The 15,713-nt window shown below is 64.2% G+C and carries 15 protein-coding genes; 8 read left to right on the top strand and 7 right to left on the bottom strand.

All coding sequences use genetic code 11. The annotated features are described in order from the left end of the window. Positions 1 to 2: 2 nt before the first annotated feature. On the top strand, positions 3 to 695 hold the full coding sequence (locus ABQM86_RS06625) for an ABC transporter ATP-binding protein (protein ID WP_207596738.1): 693 nt from the start codon (positions 3 to 5) through the stop codon (positions 693 to 695). Here ABQM86_RS06625 and ABQM86_RS06620 read toward each other — a convergent pair. The 3 genes from ABQM86_RS06620 to ABQM86_RS06610 are packed head-to-tail and all read right to left on the bottom strand — an operon-like array spanning position 673 to position 3,729. Then, positions 673 to 1,854 carry an ABC transporter permease gene (locus ABQM86_RS06620; protein ID WP_369746235.1) on the bottom strand — a complete coding sequence of 394 codons (1,182 nt, stop codon included), beginning with the start codon at positions 1,852 to 1,854 and terminating at the stop codon, positions 673 to 675. The two genes, ABQM86_RS06625 and ABQM86_RS06620, sit on opposite strands and share 23 nt — an antisense overlap. Further along, complete coding sequence (locus tag ABQM86_RS06615) at positions 1,851 to 2,627, bottom strand: ABC transporter ATP-binding protein (RefSeq protein ID WP_280627405.1); 777 nt, start codon at positions 2,625 to 2,627, stop codon at positions 1,851 to 1,853. The genes ABQM86_RS06620 and ABQM86_RS06615 overlap by 4 nt, the downstream gene beginning before the upstream one ends. A 4-nt stretch (positions 2,628 to 2,631) precedes the next feature. Next, complete coding sequence (locus ABQM86_RS06610) at positions 2,632 to 3,729, bottom strand: hypothetical protein (protein WP_369746234.1); 1,098 nt, start codon at positions 3,727 to 3,729, stop codon at positions 2,632 to 2,634. A 197-nt stretch (positions 3,730 to 3,926) separates the two neighbouring features. Here ABQM86_RS06610 and ABQM86_RS06605 point away from each other — a divergent pair, with 197 nt between their 5' ends. Both ABQM86_RS06605 and ABQM86_RS06600 read left to right on the top strand, forming a co-directional pair. After that, the gene (locus tag ABQM86_RS06605) at positions 3,927 to 4,862 is read left to right on the top strand and encodes a hypothetical protein (RefSeq protein ID WP_369746233.1); all 936 of its coding nucleotides are present in this window, start codon (positions 3,927 to 3,929) and stop codon (positions 4,860 to 4,862) included. 28 nt (positions 4,863 to 4,890) lie between these two features. Beyond that, entirely contained in the window at positions 4,891 to 5,961 is a 1,071-nt protein-coding gene (locus ABQM86_RS06600; RefSeq protein WP_369746232.1) for a Gfo/Idh/MocA family protein, read from the top strand. Between the two features lie 14 nt (positions 5,962 to 5,975). On the opposite strand, the gene ABQM86_RS06595 is transcribed toward ABQM86_RS06600, so the two are convergent. From ABQM86_RS06595 to ABQM86_RS06585, 3 genes are all read right to left on the bottom strand, one after another. Further along, entirely contained in the window at positions 5,976 to 6,416 is a 441-nt protein-coding gene (locus ABQM86_RS06595) for a DoxX family protein (protein WP_369746231.1), read from the bottom strand. Between the two features lie 68 nt (positions 6,417 to 6,484). Beyond that, positions 6,485 to 7,156 carry a phosphonatase-like hydrolase gene (locus tag ABQM86_RS06590; protein ID WP_369746230.1) on the bottom strand — a complete coding sequence of 224 codons (672 nt, stop codon included), beginning with the start codon at positions 7,154 to 7,156 and terminating at the stop codon, positions 6,485 to 6,487. Next, positions 7,153 to 7,920, bottom strand: coding sequence for a GntR family transcriptional regulator (locus tag ABQM86_RS06585; RefSeq protein WP_207596733.1), 768 nt, complete (start codon positions 7,918 to 7,920; stop codon positions 7,153 to 7,155). Before ABQM86_RS06585 ends, ABQM86_RS06590 begins: the two co-directional genes overlap by 4 nt. A gap of 127 nt (positions 7,921 to 8,047) precedes the next feature. On the opposite strand from ABQM86_RS06585, the gene ABQM86_RS06580 reads away from it, so the two are divergent. The 5 genes from ABQM86_RS06580 to ABQM86_RS06560 all read left to right on the top strand — a co-directional run bounded on the left by ABQM86_RS06580 (position 8,048) and on the right by ABQM86_RS06560 (position 13,183). Further along, positions 8,048 to 9,301 (top strand): TIGR03364 family FAD-dependent oxidoreductase, encoded by a 1,254-nt coding sequence (locus ABQM86_RS06580; RefSeq protein ID WP_369746229.1) that lies wholly within the window; start codon positions 8,048 to 8,050, stop codon positions 9,299 to 9,301. A 55-nt stretch (positions 9,302 to 9,356) separates the two neighbouring features. Continuing rightward, on the top strand, positions 9,357 to 10,271 hold the full coding sequence (locus ABQM86_RS06575; protein ID WP_207596732.1) for a phosphate/phosphite/phosphonate ABC transporter substrate-binding protein: 915 nt from the start codon (positions 9,357 to 9,359) through the stop codon (positions 10,269 to 10,271). After that, entirely contained in the window at positions 10,271 to 11,065 is a 795-nt protein-coding gene (locus ABQM86_RS06570; protein WP_337339497.1) for a phosphonate ABC transporter ATP-binding protein, read from the top strand. Before ABQM86_RS06575 ends, ABQM86_RS06570 begins: the two co-directional genes overlap by 1 nt. Then, positions 11,062 to 11,916 (top strand): phosphonate ABC transporter, permease protein PhnE, encoded by an 855-nt coding sequence (gene phnE / locus ABQM86_RS06565; protein WP_337339496.1) that lies wholly within the window; start codon positions 11,062 to 11,064, stop codon positions 11,914 to 11,916. The genes ABQM86_RS06570 and phnE overlap by 4 nt, the downstream gene beginning before the upstream one ends. A 157-nt stretch (positions 11,917 to 12,073) precedes the next feature. Beyond that, entirely contained in the window at positions 12,074 to 13,183 is a 1,110-nt protein-coding gene (locus ABQM86_RS06560; protein ID WP_207596729.1) for an FAD-dependent oxidoreductase, read from the top strand. 64 nt (positions 13,184 to 13,247) lie between these two features. On the opposite strand, the gene ABQM86_RS06555 is transcribed toward ABQM86_RS06560, so the two are convergent. Next, on the bottom strand, positions 13,248 to 15,470 hold the full coding sequence (locus tag ABQM86_RS06555; protein ID WP_207596728.1) for an NADP-dependent isocitrate dehydrogenase: 2,223 nt from the start codon (positions 15,468 to 15,470) through the stop codon (positions 13,248 to 13,250). Between the last annotated feature and the right edge of the window lie 243 nt (positions 15,471 to 15,713).

The following is a 15,713-nucleotide window of genomic DNA, read 5'->3' as shown; positions in this document are numbered from 1 at the left end:
CCGTGATCGTCGTCAAGGACCTGGTCCGTCAGTTCAAGTCCGGTGACCGGACCATCAAGCCCGTCAACGGCGTGAGCTTCGAGCTCGAAAAGGGCTCGCTGGCATCAATCGTGGGCAAAAGCGGCAGCGGCAAAAGCACGCTGTTGTCCCTCTTGGGTGCGCTGGATAAGCCCACCTCAGGTGACGTCGTCGTGGATGGCGTCAGCCTGGCGGGACTCCCGGACGGCAAGCTGACTGAGTACCGTCGCCGGGACATCGGCTTCGTGTTCCAGCAGTTCAACCTGATTCCCAACCTCAGTGCCGTGGACAACGTCATGCTGCCCATGGAGTTCGCGGGCGTCCGCAAGGCAGCCAGGCTGCAGCGGGCCAAGGAGTTGCTGGAGCAGGTGCAGTTGGATCCGGAGAAGCACGCACGCCGGACCAACCGTCTGTCCGGCGGCGAGCAGCAGCGCGTGGCAATTGCCCGTGCCCTGGCCAATGAGCCAAAGCTGATCCTCGCTGATGAGCCCACAGGCAACCTGGACGAACAAACCGGTGAGCACATCATCGAGCTGCTCAGCTCACTGAGCCGCGATCACAACACCACCATCCTGGTGGTTACGCATGACCGCAGCCTGGCGCAGAAAACCGAGCGTTGCTTCCGGCTTCAGCAGGGCAGGCTCACGGAGGAGGTCAGAACCGGATCGCGTCGATGACCTTGACGCGCACCGCCACGAGTGCAGGAATGGCTCCGGCGAGTGCGCCCACCAGGACGGCCGCACCGAATCCAAGGAGCGCGGCGTCGATGGGGAATGCCGGGTACTCGGTGAGGCCGGGCGCAACCTTCGATTCAATCCACGGGTGCTTGACCACCGCGACCGCCAGCATGACACCGGCCACGCCGGCGACTGCGGTGGCCACCACGGATTCCATCATCACGCCAACAAAGATCCGGCCCGACGTTGCTCCGAAGCTGCGGCGGATGCCGATCTCGCGGACCCTGTAGCGCACAGTGACCATGGAGATGTTCAGCATCCCCACGGCGCCGAGCAGCAGTACCAATCCGGCCACACCGCCTACCACCAACTGCACGGGAGCCAAGGGGTCGCCCCAGGCCGCATAGTCCATGCGGTCGGCTTGGGCGTAATATCCGGGAAACTGGCCTTGGAGGTCAGCGGAGATCGCCGCTTTGAGTGCGTCGGACTGCTCCTCGCCCACCCACATCTTGAACTGGGACGTCTGCGGTTCCATCCCAGTCATGGCCGCACCCTCGCTGAGGATGAACGCGGACGGCGGCGTATCGGGGTACGTATCAGGGACAACGCCGATAATCACCGCCGTCGCTGGCCGGTCACCGGGGATGCTCACCGTGGGATGGGTGGTGAGGTTGGGCCTGCCCGCCTGGTTGTAGAAGGACTCGGAAACCACGACGGCGGGTGCGAGCCTCTGACCGTCATCGGCTGAGAACCAGCTTCCCTGTTGAAGCGGAACCCGGTGGATGGTGCCGTAGCCGATGTCCACGATGGTCATGCTCACGGCGGTCACGCCGCGGGGAAATTGAAAGCCGGCCTGCGTCTGACCGACGTGGGTGGAAGTGGTGATGCCGTAGCGCTGCTGGATCCCTTGGTATGCCTTCTCGAGTTTCACCGGGTCCGGCATGGTTGGTCCATTGACGCTCAGCGACAACGTTGCCACCCGTCCGCCGTTTCGTTCTGACTGTACCTTGTAGCCTTCACGGGCCAGATTCCCGACGCCCACCACGGAGGTCAACGCTGCCACGGACAACGCCACGCCCATCAGGGCCAAGAGGATCCGGACTTTATTGATGCGAAGCTCCTGCCACGCTTCAACCAGCGTGGAAACAAAGCCGGTCATGCGCTGGCACCTGCTGCTGCGGGAACCGACAGTGGACTGAGCACGCCGGAGTCCAGCCGGTAACAGGCCCGGGCCAGGGCTGCCACGTTGGTGTCGTGGGTGATGGTCACCAAAGCCGCCGCGGTTTCCGTGGCGACGGTGTCCAGCAGTGCCATGACGGACTGGCCGGTTTCCACATCCAATGCCCCCGTGGGTTCATCAGCCAGGATGAGCCGTGGCCTCCGGACCAAGGCACGGGCAATGGCTACACGCTGCTGCTCACCGCCGGAGAGCATGTTGGGCATGGTGTTGGCCCGGGCGGCGAGGCCCACGCGGTCCAGCATGTCCATAGCGATCTCCCGGCGGCGCCAGAACTCCTTGCCCTTGGCGTAGAACAACGGGGTGATCACGTTGTCCAGGGCGCTGCGTCCGGGCAACAGGTTGAACTGCTGGAACACAAAGCCCACGGTGGAGCCGCGCAGGCGTGCCCGGGCGTTGTTACCGAGCTGGTCCGCGGGTTGGCCGAGGAACTCCAGCTCACCCGACGTAGGGACGTCCAGGAGGCCGAGCAGATTCAGCAGCGTCGATTTGCCGCAACCGGAACGGCCGACAATTGCGGTGTGATCGCCGCTGTACACCTCAAGGTCGATGCCCCTGAGGATATGCAGCTGCTGCTCGTCCGGCAGTGTGACAGACCGGGTGACTGATCGCAGGCTGACCAGCGTTTCCTTGGCGGCCACCTCGGCGCTAACTTTGGCGGTTTCCCGACGTGGACGTTCGCGTGCTTCTTCCATGGCCCTAGCCCGCCGGAGCGTAGGCGACCTGGCCCGGCCCCATCATGGGGCCCGGGGCAGCCGGTGCACCGGGAACGAACTCCAGGACCTGCTCGCCCTCGACCAGGCCAGAGGTCACTTCCACAACTTTTCCGTCGTTGAGGCCCAGCTGGACCGTGCGCTGCTCGGGCGCAGCGCCTGTTCCGCCCGGCCCGGCAATCCAGACGATTCCGTCCTTGACGCTGCCCTTGACGGAGGTCAACGGAACCGTCACCACGTCCGGGGCCACTCCAGCACTGACGGTCATGGTGGCTCCGAGCCCGGCGAAAACCTGCTGGTCTGAGGGGACCGCACAGCTCAGCGTTCCCGTGGGGGTTCCGCCTTCTTCCGGCTGGCTCCCGCCGGCGCCAGGTCCCGCGATCGCTGCGCCCACGCCCATGCCGGCACCTCCGCCAGTGGCGGCCAACCCGCCTGAGGCGCTGCCGCCGTCGTCGGACGCGTTGTTCTTGAGCGTCACTTCGGCGCACTGGAACGGCGCCGGTCCACCCACCAACGCAATCTCCGCTGGGCCGGGCTTGCCCAGCAGACGGTACTGCTGGGCCGCTGTCACTGAGCCGGCCACCGTGTAGGTTCCGGGATCGATCTTGCCCACCGCCTCGCCGACGGTTACCTGCTGGTCGATGAGCGTTGTGAGCTGCTGCAGGGTGCCGGCGCTGGGAGCGAGGATGTCGAAGTAGTCGTACACAGGCTTGGGCGTAGTTGGTGTGCCGTCCTTGGAAAGCTGTGGGGTGGTGACAGGTCGCTCAGCTTTGACCTGGAACAAGGCTTGACCCTCGGCTACGGTTCCGCCTTCTTCAACGAAGATCTTGATGACCTTGCCTGCGGACGTGCTCCGGACGGTGTCGGCGACGTCGCTTTGGACGGTTCCCTTGATCTGCACGGTATTGGTCACAGTGGCGCGGGTGGCGGGGACCACCGGGATATCCACTTGGGCCAGCGGCGCCGGCTCGGATCCGGACGCTTCAAGACCATCGACAAAAGCGATCTTGACCAACGCCACCGCTATAATCGCGAAAACCAACAACCAGGAAACCGGCAAAATGACGCGCCGAAAGATACCCATCCCTGCTCCATTTCGGTAACTCCCCACAGAACCTCTGCGAGGGATGATGGCCTAAGCCTAGGCGAGGAAATTCCGCGGGCGGGGCATTCCTGTGACTTGACAGATTGCTTACGTGTCGCCGGGGATTCATCGCCGCGCAGGGTTGACGCTGCTCCGGCGCGGGAGCAATCTGTGAGCAGGGGCAGGAGGTGGCGGGCGTGTCCGCACACAAGAAAAAAGGAAAAAAGACTCCCTGGCATCGACGCGGCAAGACTTGGATCATTACCGCGGGAGCCATCGCCGCAGCCCTCATCAGCATCATCGCCCTGTGGGACCGGATCATTCCGCCCAATACCGAAGATGTTGCCGACATCGAATCGATCACCATCATCAAGCAGACCTCGCTTGCGGCATTCGCCCCGGCTGACTTGGGCAAGGATCTGACACTCAACCCGGCCGCAGCAGCCGCCCTAGAGCCGTATTCCGTTGATCGTGCTGCGTCTACCGGCACCAAAAAGCCGACTCCCACCACTGTTCCGCCCACCACGCCTCCTCCGACGACGTCCACGGCGACCATCACCCCCACTTTTCCCACAACCCCCGTGACAACATCAACTACCCAGGGCACGTCCACTGGATCGCCCACCATGGCAACCAAGATCACTTCCCGTCCGCCGGAGGAGTATCGGTCCGCGGTGAAGGAACAGAAGGTGTTGGAAGGCTACGTTCCCGGAGCCCTCATAGTCCTTCCAGCGCTGCTCCCACCGGTGACCGTCAACGATGCCGGCGAACTGCTTCCACCCGCGCAAGTGGCAGCAGAACTGGTCAAGGCCTTGGAGGAAGTGCTGGTCGTCGACGGTACCCAGGGAAAGGACCCCCTCGGGTGGACTGTAGCCGTGAGACTGGACCTTGAGGGACTGGCCCACGTACCGATGCTTCTGACCTGGTCCCTGGATGGCGTTGATATTTCCGAAAGTTGGAAGGCCGAGAACCTCGCCTACAGGATCGTGGCCACCACGAACCATGACGCCGGAGTCGCTGAAGTTTGGATACCGGACCTTGGAAGGCCTGGCGCGTACAACGTCAATGTCAGGCTGACGTTCGAATCAACGGGAACCTTGGCTGATTTGGAGCAGCTGCAACTTCCCGGTTAGCGGCGGCCGAAATGAGAGGATGTCAGACATGACTCTCCCTATCGCCGTGCCATGGCTGTCCACCCAGACCAACCAGGATCCCCGGGCAGCTACCGGCCAGCGCTTGAAGTGGGGCGTCGTGTCTACAGGCAACATTGCCAACAGTGTTTCCAAGGACCTGGCCCTGCTGGAAGATGCGGAGCTGTACGCCGTGAGTTCCCGGACGCAGGCTGCCGCTGATGCGTTCGCGCACACGCTGGGTTTCGCCAAGGGCTACGGGGACGACGGCGGTGTTCCCGGCTACCAGCGCCTGGTGGAGGACCCCGCAGTGGATGTGGTCTATGTGGCCACACCCCATGCCCAGCACTTCCTGATCGCCTCGGCCGCCCTGCGTGCCGGCAAGCACGTGCTCTGCGAGAAGGCCCTCACCATCAACGCCCGTGAGGCCTCCGAACTGGTGAAAATGGCCCGGGAGAACAACGTGTTCTTCATGGAGGCCGTGTGGAGCCGCTTCCTGCCGAGCATGCAGCGGGCGTTCGAAATCGCTGCCTCCGGCGAGCTTGGACAGATCCAATGGGTCAGCGCGGATCTTGGCTTCCCGGCGCCCTACGACCCTTCGGCCCGTATCTGGGCCCTCAATGATGGTGGTGGCGCACTTCTGGACATCACCGTCTACCCGCTGCTCTGGGCCTTGGGCACGCTGGGTTTCCCGCAGTCCGTCACCGCGATCGGCACCCTCAACGACGACGGCGTGGACACCCAGAACGCCCTGACGTTGGGCTACTCCAGTGGTGCCCAGGTTCAGCTGACGTCGTCCCTGATGGCACACGGACCCCGGACAGCCACCGTTGCGGGCGGGCTCGGATTCCTGCAGACCGTTGGCTCAGTGAACAATCCTCGCGAGCTGATGATCCGGATCGGCTGGGACGAACCGCGACACGAGCACTTCGATGTGGTGGGTACCGGCTACACGTACGAGCTCCGGGAAGTGACGCGCTGCATCCAGCAAGGCCTCACTGAGAGCCCGGTGATGCCGCTGGAGGACTCCATCAACGTCATGCGCCTCTTCGACGGCGTGCGCTCCCAGCTGGGCATCCGGTATCCGAACGACGCGCGGTGAGGCGTCCCGAAGGGCTAACGCCGCGAGCCGGCTGATTGCCGGACCAGCTTGCGGTCCAAGGACAAAGCTCCGGGTCCCAGGAAGACGAACGCCACCGAGATTGCTGCGTAGATGATCAGGAGCTCTGCAGTCACCCCTGCCTTGTCCGTGAGCAAGGGTTTGCCGGCCTCGGTAACGAACCAGATTCCAGCAAACATGATGGCGGCAAGGAACCCTGCCACGCGGGTCAGGGCGCCGAGGACCAGAAGCAGGCCCAGGCCCAACTCGCCGGCGATCACCAGCCACGCCACGAGCTCCGGCTTCTGCACGCCCATGGCGGCAACCGACGCAGCAAAGGCAGCGTGCCCGGCCATGAGCTTCTGGATGCCGTGGACCATGATGAGCGCGCCGAAAACCACGCGCAGGATGGTGACGCCCCGGGCGGAGGACTTGGGTGACGGGTGAAGGAATTTCACGCGTTCCAATCTTCCATGCCTGGGGCTGGGCGCCAAAACGCCGGGCAGTACGGGCCCGACGCTGAGGATCAGGAGAGCAGCGCCGGAATGTCCTTCACGCCGTCCAGGATGTGGTGGTGTGGGTGCACGGACAGGTCTTCGCGGCCCAGTTTGCCGGTCAGGACGCCCACGGCCGTGACGCCGGCGTTGTTGGCAGCGGCGAGGTCATTCACGGTGTCGCCCGCGGCCATCACAGCGCGGACGTCCTGGACTCCGGTCAGTTCCATGGCCCGGTGAATCATGTGTGGTGCCGGTCGTCCGGCGGCTACTTCGTCGGAGCAGACGACAGCGTCCAGCAGCGTATCGTCATCGACGCTCCAGCCCAGCCGCTCCAGGAGGGGTTCGGCAACGTCGCGGGAAAATCCGGTTGTCAGGGCCACTTTGATGCCTTGGCTGCGGAGTGCGCGGAAGGCGTCTTCCACGCCCTCCAGCGCGACTGGCGGGTTGGCGTCGTAGAACTCCACGAGCAATTCCTTGAAGCGCTTGAATGCGGCCGCCACTACTTCCGGGGTGGCCGCTCCCCCACCGGCTTCAATGAGCGCCGTGATGGCCTCAACCTTGTCCGCGCCCATCCATTCCTGCACAGCCTCAGGTGTGGTGGTCACCCCGGTTTCCTCAACGCAGCGGGCAAGGGCTACGTACACATCGCCGTGTTCGTCGATGGTGGTTCCGGCCATATCGCAGGCAACAAGCTCGATCATGGGGTGGCTCCTTCAGTGTGGATGCGGACCAGGGCGGCCCTGCGCTCCACGGTGTTGTCGATGGTGAAGTTGGTCAGTGCCGGCAGGTAGCGGTCCTCGGAGTATTCCAAGGGCTGCCCGTCGGCGGAGCGGGTGATGCGGCGTTCACGCAGAAGCGGAATACCTTCGGGTTGCTCCAACAGTTCGGCGTCCTCGTCACTGGCAGCAACGGCGTCGATGGTGTGGCGCGCACTGTGCAGGTCTACACCCTGCTCTTTGAGGAACGCGAAGATGGACCCGGAGTCGGTGTCGAAGTCGAACAGCTTGCGTCCCACGTCCAAAATGAAAGTGGTGCGCTCGATCATGGCCGGCGCCTCGTCCAGGTAACGGACGCGAAGGACCTCCACCACAGTGGTGCCAGGCATCAGGCCGAGTGCCTCAGCGGCTTCCGGACTGGCTTCGCGCCGTGCCACTTCGAGTGTCCGCTGGCCGGGCTTTTTTCCGATCCCGCTGGCCCACTCAGTGAACGAGTTGAACGTGGAGAACGACTGCGACGGCACAGACGAGCGAACCATGGGAGGGCGCCCCCGTCCGCCTGTGACAGCACCTTCGGAACGGAGGAACGCGAGCGCCTGACGGATCGGGCCACGCGACGTCCCGAACTCGCGGCACAGCTCCGCTTCACTGGGCAGTTGGAAGCCCGGCGGCCAGTCGCCGTCGTTGATCCGGCGCATGAATTCTTCGCTCAGCTTGACGTGGAGGGGCGCGTTCGTCTGTGTGGTCACCAGTTGATAATACAAGTCTGCTCGTGGGAAAACAGCTGTTTTCAGGGCCTATAGGTGAACTTGGCATGAACTCACATGAACAGAAGTTAAAAATAGGTTAACTTGTATATACAAGTGCCATTTTGGCTTGATTCAGTCTCCCGAAGCCGACATTGTCAGTGGTGTGAACAACCCAAGCACTTCCCCCACTACCGCCAACAGGACCGCGAACCAGGCCACCGATGTCATCATTGTCGGTGCCGGAATCGTGGGCCTGGCGCATGCCGCCCACGCTGTTGCCAACGGCCTGACCGTCACCATCATCGAGCGCGACCACCATGCCGCCGGCGCCTCCGTCCGCAACTTCGGCCATTGCTGCATCACCGCGCAGTCCGGTGAGCTCTACGAACTCGCACAGACCTCGCGGAAGTACTGGCTGGAGTTCGCCGAGCACGCCGGATTCTGGGCCGCCGAATCCGGTGCCGTCGTCCTGGCCCGCACCGAGGCGGAGATGGACGTCCTCCGCGAACTCTCCGAGGTGCGCGAGCCTGGACAAGTCGAGCTGCTCTCCCCCGCCGGGACCCGGGAACGGCTGGGCACCTCGGCTTTCGCTGTGGAAGAAGCACACGACGACGGCGGCACTTCGGGCGCTCAGTGGCCGGGCCTCGTTGGCGGCGCCTTCCTCCGGGACGACCTCCGCGTCGACCCCCGCACCACGGTCGCAACGTTAGCCGAATGGCTGAGCCGGCAGCCCGGCGTCGACCTTTACTGGAACACCGCCGCACTGGGCTTCAGCGGATCCTCGGAGGGCGTCACCGTCCAGACGTCGCGCGGCGGGCTTCGTGCCAAGCAGGTCTTTGTATGTGTGGGCCACGACGTCGACTACCTCTTCCCGGACCTCGCCGAAGAACACCGGATCCAGCGGTGTGCTCTGCAGATGTCGCTGGCGGCCAAGCCTTCCGGCGTCGAATTCGCTCCCGCAGTCCTCACCGCAACGTCCATGCTCCGGTACCCGGCGTTCACGGACATGCCCGCCGCTGCAGCCCTCCGCTCCGAGGTGTTGGAGAACCAGCCCGAATTGCTGGAGATCGGCGCCAACGTCATGTTCACCCAACGCCCGGACGGCACGGTCATACTGGGCGATTCCCACCACTACCACCGCACCGCCGATCCCTTCCTGGATGAGGGTGTCACCTCCACGCTCAACGCCGAAATCACCGGCCGGATCGGCGAACCACTGGAGATCATCCAGCGGTGGCAAGGCATCTACGCTTCCTCCGACGTAGCACCCATCCTGGTCCGCGAGGTTCAGCCCGGCGTCACGGTGGTGTCCGTGACCTCCGGCGTGGGCATGACCCTGTCCTTCGGTTTGGCACACCGCAACGTATCGCGCCTGTACTGACTCATCTTGTCCTGAATTTTCCCGTTCTCCCCATCCCCTTCGCATAAGGATTCCCATGAAAACCCCGCTCTTCACCGGTTCCGCGCTTGCCCTCGCTACCGTTCTGGCGCTTACCGCCTGTGGCGGTTCAGCCCAGTCCTCACCTGAGGCGACGTCCGCCACCTGCCCCAACGGGGAGATCAAGTTCGGCATCGAGCCGTACGAAGACCCGGCCAAGCTGAAGCCCGCGTACGACGTCCTTGCGGCCGCGCTGTCCAAGAAGCTCGAATGCCCCGTCAGCGTCCAGGTGGTTGAGGACTACGCTGCCGAGGTCCTGGCCATGCGCAACGGCAAACTGGACCTGGGCCAGTTCGGCCCGCTGGGCTACGTATTCGCTGATGCCAAGGCCGGCGCCGAGCCGCTGGTTTCCTTTGGCACTGCCGAGAAGGAACTCAGCACGTACACGGCCGGGATTTGGGTTGCCAAGGACAGCCCGATCCAGGCCATCGGGGATTTGAAGGGTAAGTCCCTCGCCCTGGGCAGCGTCGGATCCACCTCGGGCGACGTCCTGCCCCGCTTCGGCCTCCGTGAAGCCGGAATCGCCGACGCCGACATCACGATGGACTACACGGGCGGTCATCCTGAAGCCCTGCTCGCGCTGACCAACGGCAAGGTTGATGCAGCGGAGATCAACTCCCAGACGTTGGCCACCGCCATTGCCGCAGGCACCTTCAAGAAGGACGACTTCCGCCAGGTGTGGACGTCCAACCCCATCCCCAACGACCCCATCACCGTGCGCGGCGACGCGGACCCCGCGTTCAAGGCAGCCGTCAAGGACGCTTTCCTCAGCCTGGAGCCCGCCGACGTGGCCAAGGTGGGCGAGTTCCTGGACGTCACCCCTCCGGGCCCGCTGCTGGAAGTCACCAAGGACAACTACACGCCGCTGTTCGAACTCGCCGAGACCATGGGCCTCACCGAGAAGGATCTGTAATGCCTGACCCCCTTCTCGCCGTCCGAGGATTGCGGAAGTCCTTCAGCGGCAGGAATGTCCTTCAAGGCGTGGACTTCTCCGTTGCAGCCGGCGAACTCGTAGCGTTCCTGGGCGCCAATGGCTCCGGAAAGTCCACCACACTGCGCTGCGTCATGGGTATCACCGCTCCGGATTCCGGCAGCATCAGCATCGACGGAACTGCGCTGGAAACCCTCCAAGGGCGTGACCTGCAGCAAGCCCGCCAACGCATGGCCATGATTTTCCAGAAGATCCATCTGGTCCCCCGGCGCACGGCGTTGGACAACGTCTGCGCCGGCGCCTTGGCCCGCATCCCCACGGTTCGCTCCCTCAGTCCTCTGCTGTTTCCGGCCGACGTCCAGCAGGAAGCCCTCGACTGTCTGGACCGCGTGGGCTTGGCCGATCGCGCCTTCGACCGGGTGGGCCGCCTTTCCGGCGGACAGCAGCAGCGCGTCGCCGTAGCCCGGGCACTCTGCCAGCGGGCCGACGTCGTACTCGCCGACGAACCTGTCTCCGCACTGGACCCGCACGCCGCAGAGCAAGTGATGGCTCTGCTGCGTGAACTCGCCCACTCCGAAGGGCTGGCAGTGGCCGCAGTCCTGCATCAGCCCGATCTCGCGCTGCGCTACGCCGACCGGTCCATCGGGCTGCTCCAGGGCTCCATGACCTTCGACCTCCCCTCCACAGAGGTCACAGCCGATCATCTCGACACGTTGTATGCCCCGGACCGGGACGTTTCAGACAGTGTCGTTTCAGACAGGACCCAGGCCGCATGACTCCCCACACTTTGACCCCGGCCGTCGCCCGCCGTGGCTCCACCGGCACAACCCGCGTGGCACTGGTCCGCCCCAAGAAGCCACTGCGGTGGATCACGACGGCGGCAGTGGCAGCCGCCGTCGTCGGACTTCACGCCGTGGCCATCGAGGGGACGGACTTCAAACCGGAACTCCTGGTTGACGGCTGGAAAGGCATGGCAGCCTTCATTGGCGACGCGTTCCCGCCGGACCTGAGCTGGGAGAAGACACTCAAGCCCGGCCTCGAAGCGACGCTGGTGACGCTGTGGATTGGCCTGCTGGGAACCACGTTGTCCGTGCCGTTCGCCCTGCTGCTCGCGGCCCTGGCTGCTGGGAACACCAGTCCGCATCGGCTCGTGTACCAGGCAGCGCGGGCTGTCTTGTCGTTCTTCCGGGCTGTACCGGACATCGTGTTTGCGCTGATCTTCGTCACAGCAGTGGGGCTCGGTCCCTTTGCCGGCGTGCTCGCCTTGATCTGCCACAACACGGGTGTCATGGGGAAGCTGTGGGCCGAGTCCATGGAGGAAATCGATGCCGGGCCGCAGGAGGCACTCCGCACAGCCGGTGCCAACAGGATCCAGCAGGTCGCCAATGCCACGCTGCCCATGGTGGTCCCCCAGTTCGTGGGCCTGCTGCTGTACCGCTTCGACGTCAACGTGCGGTCCTCGCTGGTCCTCGGGCTGGTGGGAGCCGGCGGCATCGGGCTGCTGATCAACCAGTCCATCAAGTCGTTCCAGTTCGACTCCATGCTCACCCACATCCTGATCGTGTTGGTGCTGATCATCGTGGTGGACCAGTTCTCCGCGTGGATCCGCAGGCGCCTGGCCGCGTAACACCCCCGCTCTGGCCCAACTGAGTCACAGCAAACGCTCCAATGCGCCCCCATTACGACGTTTGCTGCGACTCAGTTGGGTGAGTGGGGGCAGAATGGGAGGTGGCCCTCTTCGGGGGGTGCGATTCTCAAGAGGGCCAACGGTGGATGGAGCAGGCATGCAGGTTGACGTTGTAGTTGTTGGCGGAGGAGCCATGGGATCGGCGGCCGCATGGCAACTCGCCCGGGCGGGCCGTTCCGTGGTCCTGCTGGAGCAGTTCGAAGCCGGACACCACATTGGTGCTTCCCACGGCGCCACCCGCAACTTCAATACCGCGTACGCCGAGGCTGATTACCTGGATCTCCTGGCCGAATCCAAAACGCTCTGGGACGAACTCGCAGCCCAGCACGGCGCTCCCCTGCTGGACATGGTGGGATTGGCGAACCACGGCAACGTGCCCAAGCTGGAACTGATCCACGCGGCCCACCAGGAGCGCGGCATCGAGAGCTACTTCATCTCGGCCGACGAGGCCGCCAACCGCTGGCGGGGAATGAACTTCGCCACCGATGTCCTGTTCGTGCCGGGTTCCGGTCGGATCCGTTCGGCAGATGCCCTGGTGGCGCTGCGGGAATCCGCTGAAGCCCATGGCGCCGTCTTCAAGTACTCTACGCCGGTCCGCGACATCCGCATCGATGGGGCCGAAACGGTAGTGGTGGTGACGGAGGAGACCGAATACACAGCAACCCGCGTGGTGGTGACAGCGGGCGCCTGGACGACGAAGGTGTTGAACGGACTCGTCAAGCTCCCCGCGTTGGTGGTGACCCAGGAGCAACCCGCTCACTTCACCCCGACGGACAACACCCTGGTGTGGCCCAGCTTCAACCACAACCCGGACCCCGATCCGAACAACGAACTCTACGAATACTGGTTCAGCCCCGTCTACGGCATGCTCACTCCCGGCGAAGGCGTGAAAGCAGGCTGGCACGGAGTCGGTCCCGTCATGGACCCCGACGAGCGCACCTTCGAGCCCATCCCCCAGCAGCTCGAGGCGTTGGTGCGGTACGCAGAAGAGTGGCTTCCCGGCGTCGACCCTTCCACCGCGGTACCCATCAGCTGCACCTACACCACCACGCCCAACGAGGACTTTGTGCTGGACCGTTTCGGTCCGCTGGTGGTGGGTGCCGGCTTCTCCGGACATGGGTTCAAGTTCACGCCGGCCATTGGCCGGGTGCTGAAGGACATCGTCGACGGCGGCGTGGCACCGGAGCGGTTCCTGGCCGAGCGCTGAACAGGGTCTTAAAAGCAAACTGGCCCGCAGGCAACGCCTGCGGGCCAGTTTCGCTTTGCGGAGACTACTTCTTCAGGTCAGCAAGGACCTTGTTGAACGTAGCGGACGGGCGCATGATCTCAGCGGCCTTGGCGGCGTCCGGACGGTAGTAACCGCCCAGATCGACGGCGGGACCCTGGACTGCGGCCAGCTCGCCGACAATGGCCTCTTCGTTGGAGGTCAGGGCGTCAGCGATTGCTGCGAAGTCCTGGGCCAACTCGGCGTCTTCGGTCTGCTTGGCCAGCTCCTGAGCCCAGTAGGTGGCCAGGTAGAAGTGGCTTCCGCGGTTGTCCAGCTCGCCGACGCTGCGGCGCGGGGACTTGTTTTCCAGCAGGAACGTACCCGTTGCGCGGTCCAGCGTGTCAGCCAGGACCTGGGCGCGGGCGTTGCCCGTGGTGGTGGCAAGGTGCTCGAAGCTGACTGCCAGGGCAAGGAATTCGCCCAGGCTGTCCCAGCGGAGGTGGTTTTCCTTGACCAGCTGCTGGACGTGCTTGGGAGCGGAGCCACCGGCGCCGGTCTCGAACAGGCCGCCACCGTTGATCAGCGGAACGATGGAGAGCATCTTGGCACTGGTGCCGAGCTCGAGGATCGGGAACAGGTCCGTGAGGTAGTCGCGGAGGACGTTACCCGTGACGGAGATGGTGTCCTCGCCCTTGCGGATTCGCTCCAGGGTGAAGGCCGTGGCCTCAACCGGGGAGAGGATCTTGATCTCGAGGCCCTCGGTGTCGTGTTCCTTGAGGTACTCGTTGACCTTGGCGATCAGGTTGGCGTCGTGCGCACGGGTCTCGTCCAGCCAGAACACGGCCGGGGTCTGGGAGGCGCGGGCGCGGGTGACGGCCAGTTTGACCCAGTCGCGGACCGGGATGTCCTTGGTCTGGCATGCACGCCAGATGTCGCCCGGGAAGACCTGGTGCTCGGTGAGGACCGTGCCCTTGCTGTCCACGAGCTGGACGGTGCCGGCTGCCTGGATCTCGAAGGTCTTGTCGTGGCTGCCGTATTCTTCGGCTGCTTGCGCCATGAGGCCCACGTTGGGAACAGTGCCCATGGTGGTGGGATCGAAAGCACCGTTGGCGCGGCAGTCGTCCAGGACAACCTGGTAGATGCCGGCGTAGGAGCTGTCCGGGATGACCGCCAGGGTGTCGGCTTCCTTGCCGTCCGGGCCCCACATGTGGCCGGAGGAACGGATCATGGCAGGCATGGAAGCGTCAACGATGATGTCCGAAGGGACGTGCAGGCTGGTGATGCCCTTGTCGGAATCGACCATGGCCAGTGCGGGACCGTCTTCGAGGCCCTTGGTGATGGCTGCCTTGACGCCTTCACGGACGTCCTCGGGCAGGTCTTCCAGGCCGCTGAGGATGGCTGCGAGGCCATTGTTCGGGCTGATGCCTGCGGCTGCGAGCTGCTTGCCGTAGGTGTCGAACAGCTCGGAGAAGTAGGCCTTGACCACGTGGCCGAAGATGATGGGGTCCGAGACCTTCATCATGGTGGCCTTCAGGTGTGCCGAGAAGAGGACGCCCTCTTCTTTGGCGCGGGCAACCTGTGCCTTGAGGAACTCGTCCAGGGCGTCGGCGCGCAGGACAGTTGCGTCAACAACTTCGCCGGCCAGGACGGGGAAGTCCTTCTTGAGGACCTTGGTGGTGCCGTCTTCGCGGACCAGCTGGATGGTCAGGGAGTCGTCGGCCTTGAGAACAACGGACTTCTCGTTGGAGCGGAAGTCGTTCTCGCCCATGGTGGCAACGTTGGTCTTGGACTCCGGGGTCCAGGCGCCCATGGAGTGCGGGTTCTGGCGGGCGTAGTTCTTCACCGACAAGGGTGCGCGGCGGTCGGAGTTGCCTTCGCGCAGCACCGGGTTCACAGCGGAGCCCTTGATCTTGTCGTAGCGCGAGCGGATGTCCGTTTCGGTGTCCGAGGAGGGGTTGTCCGGGTAGTCCGGGAGGGCGTAGCCCTGGGCCTGGAGTTCGGCGATGGCAGCCTTGAGCTGCGGCACGGAGGCGCTGATGTTGGGCAGCTTGATGATGTTGGCTTCCGGCTGCTTTGCCAGTTCACCAAGTTCAGCCAGGGCGTTGCCCGTACGCTGCTCTTCGGTCAGGAAATCGCCGAAAACGGCGATGATGCGGCCGGCCAGCGAAATGTCGCGGGTCTCCACCTCTACACCTGCGGTCGAGGCGTACGCTTCCACAATCGGCAGGAATGAGTACGTTGCCAGCATCGGCGCTTCGTCTGTGTGGGTATAGATAATCTTGGCCATTGGCGGGGTTCTCCCTGAAAGTCTGCAGATTTCAACATCTCCTAACTTACCCGAGTAGACGGATAAGGCGGCCCTTCGTGTCCGGGATCACGTGTTCGTTACCACTCTCCGGCGATAACGTCCGACGGCGGCCTGACCGCCGCTGCTGCCCGCCGCCGTCGGACCCTGGTTGCGGAGAGCTGGTTGCCTGCAGGCTGGTTGCCTGCAAATGTCTGGTCCCCGGGCGCGCCAGCATCTCATTCA

Source organism: Paenarthrobacter sp. AMU7 (genome assembly GCF_041200195.1).
GTDB lineage: Bacteria > Actinomycetota > Actinomycetes > Actinomycetales > Micrococcaceae > Arthrobacter.
This window is presented reverse-complemented; position numbering and strand designations above follow the sequence as displayed.

Coding starts and splice junctions, on each gene's coding strand:
- ABQM86_RS06620 (WP_369746235.1), bottom strand. CDS start 1,854: ATGACCGGCTTTGTTTCCACGCTGGTTGAAGCGTGGCAGGAGCTTCGC.
- ABQM86_RS06615 (WP_280627405.1), bottom strand. CDS start 2,627: ATGGAAGAAGCACGCGAACGTCCACGTCGGGAAACCGCCAAAGTTAGC.
- ABQM86_RS06610 (WP_369746234.1), bottom strand. CDS start 3,729: ATGGGTATCTTTCGGCGCGTCATTTTGCCGGTTTCCTGGTTGTTGGTT.
- ABQM86_RS06600 (WP_369746232.1), top strand. CDS start 4,891: ATGACTCTCCCTATCGCCGTGCCATGGCTGTCCACCCAGACCAACCAG.
- ABQM86_RS06590 (WP_369746230.1), bottom strand. CDS start 7,156: ATGATCGAGCTTGTTGCCTGCGATATGGCCGGAACCACCATCGACGAA.
- ABQM86_RS06575 (WP_207596732.1), top strand. CDS start 9,357: ATGAAAACCCCGCTCTTCACCGGTTCCGCGCTTGCCCTCGCTACCGTT.
- ABQM86_RS06570 (WP_337339497.1), top strand. CDS start 10,271: ATGCCTGACCCCCTTCTCGCCGTCCGAGGATTGCGGAAGTCCTTCAGC.
- phnE (WP_337339496.1), top strand. CDS start 11,062: ATGACTCCCCACACTTTGACCCCGGCCGTCGCCCGCCGTGGCTCCACC.
- ABQM86_RS06560 (WP_207596729.1), top strand. CDS start 12,074: ATGCAGGTTGACGTTGTAGTTGTTGGCGGAGGAGCCATGGGATCGGCG.
- ABQM86_RS06555 (WP_207596728.1), bottom strand. CDS start 15,470: ATGGCCAAGATTATCTATACCCACACAGACGAAGCGCCGATGCTGGCA.